At 61.1% G+C, this 2,273-nt stretch carries 2 protein-coding genes; one reads left to right on the forward strand and one right to left on the reverse strand.

Translation table 11 applies throughout. The features are described 5' to 3' along the window. Positions 1 to 295: 295 nt before the first annotated feature. Positions 296 to 718, forward strand: coding sequence for a hypothetical protein (locus ACZXDY_RS45605; RefSeq protein ID WP_455999011.1), 423 nt, complete (start codon positions 296 to 298; stop codon positions 716 to 718). 96 nt (positions 719 to 814) lie between these two features. Here ACZXDY_RS45605 and ACZXDY_RS45610 read toward each other — a convergent pair whose 3' ends face one another. Then, entirely contained in the window at positions 815 to 1,750 is a 936-nt protein-coding gene (locus ACZXDY_RS45610) for an NmrA family NAD(P)-binding protein (RefSeq protein ID WP_464349974.1), read from the reverse strand. Positions 1,751 to 2,273: the final 523 nt, after the last annotated feature.

A 2,273-nucleotide genomic window follows, 5' to 3' on the forward strand; every position in this document is an offset into this window, starting at 1 on the left:
TCCATCCAGGCAACCCTCGTCGCAACATTGAGGGTGAGTCGCCTCATTTTGTGGAGGGGACATACAGTCTAGCGGAGGTTGCGGTGAACAGATTTACTAGGCTGGGCGTACCGGACCGCTTTGCGAAGCTTCATCAGATCGGAGACTCTACCATCGCCTCTCAGGCAACGGTCGCGCGGTGTTGCCACCCGAACTTCCGATTATACGATCGTGCAGCGTTATACACGGGCGCGAATCTCATATTGGCTTTGCAGGCACGCCGCCCTAGAATTGCAGCGATCGCAGGACGGGCGAAATGCAGTATGTTTGCGACGCGCCGAAGGGTAAGACCTGGTTCCGTATCGAGACGGAAGGTGAAGCGGCGCATGAGTCGCGCCTGATGAGCCACACAGTCGAGAAATATTTCCGCAGCGAGCGCGAGAAGGCAGTCCAGTCCTGGCGTCCGGAGCGGCCCAACGCGATCGAGCGCGACATCGGCCTCGAGGCCCATGTACAGCGCGAGATGCCGATTTTCCTCACATTGCGCGACAGGGAGGGCAATGCACTGGCTACAGCGATGCTGCCACCGGGTGGCAAGGATCGCGGCGGGTTCCGGATCATCATCGTTGCCGCATCCAATGCCGATCCTTATCCTGAGCAGGACGCGGCCATCGCTGCGCTGGGAGCGCATTTCGGTCTCAGACTCGATCGCCACCGCTGCTTCCCCTACGGCCGCTAAGGAGCCTGACAAGTATCGCTGCTTGATTGGAGCGATGTCGGCTCATGGCCCATTTGAGACCAGGACGAAACGACCATTCCGGTTCGAACGGACCGCTCAAGCCGCGGCTCCAGCTCGCGTGAAATCAGCGGCATGCAGCTTGACGAAGTCGTACACGCTGATCGGCTTCTGGCCTGTGAGGTTGAAAAGGTCGTCGGTCATACGATCGTACCGGCCCTGCTTGTTCAGCTCCGTCATCACGGAGAGGTGCTTGACAATGTGCGCCGGCACGCCCGCCTCCCGAAGCTTTTCGCTCCAGGCGGAGAGTGGCACGTCGCGATAGCGGATCGGCCGACCCAGCGCCTCGGAGAACACGCGCGCGTAGTGCTCCAGATCCGCCGATTCAAAACCGGTCAGATTGTAGATTTGGCCGATGTGCGGCGTGGGGTCCTCGAGGACGACCGATACGGCGCGCGCCACGTCCACAGCCGAGATCGGAGAGGTTTTCCCCCGACCCATTGGCAGCGCCAGTTCGTCGGCGTCCCGCACGCCCGGGGCAGCGAAAAGCCGGAAGAACCCATCGAGGAAGACCGTGGGCCGCATGGTGACGACCGGGAGGCCCGACCAGGACAAAGCCTGTTCCGCCAGCCAGTGCAGTTTGTGCTGCGGGCTGTCGGTGCTCTCGGTGATGCTCATCTGCGTGACGGTCATCTGCGACATGTTCACGAAAGCTTCGACGCCGTGGTGACGCGCCACGGCAGCGGTATTGACCGTGGCCGTCAAGTAATCGGCCGAAACCGACATGCCGAAATAGATCCTCGTGCAACCTTCGATCGCGCGGTGCATCGCGATGAGGTCGGTCAGGTCGCCTTGCATGACCTCGGCGCCGAGCTGGCGCAGGGCCTCGGCGCGTTCATCCTCCCGGCGCACCAAAGCTCGCACGTTGTGCCCCTTGGCGAGCAACATCTCCGTGACATTGCGCCCGATGGAACCGACAGCGCCAGCTGCGCCGGTCACCAGGATCGGGCTAGGGTGTGACGATTGAGTAGTCATTTCATTGCCTCTGGATGATCGATTGCGGACGATCGCATACCCGAGGGCGTAGACGCTGAGCGCAGCAGGCGTTCTCACCATCGCATCGGACGTTGGGAAGAAAAGTCCGAAGACGAGTGCGGCGGCGTGGGCGCAGGATATTTGCAGGAACTGACCGAGTCCAGACCTTGCGCGATGTGCTTCATACCCTGGGTTGGGAGCATCTTGCCTAGGATTTCTGGTCCTGGGGCCCATAGCGGGCGGTTTCGCAATGACTGCAATCCTTCAGCTCTCGGGAGCTTAGGCGGACATGCCTGTGCACATTCCCGAAAATTTCCTCCAACCTGCGGCCGCTAAAATTGGAGCGCCGCCGCGCTCGAAAATTCTTTGGGATCTACTTTTCCGACCCTCCCCCCGCCCCTAGGTTAGTAGCTTCGGTGGGGCGTCGAGGTCGAAAGAAGGAGGCCTTCGCCATGGGATTTCGGAAAATAGCGTTCTTGATCATTGTGACCCTCGCTGGCGGCTCTGCCGCACTCGCCGGGGG

The organism is Bradyrhizobium sp. LeoB3 (assembly GCF_055456055.1).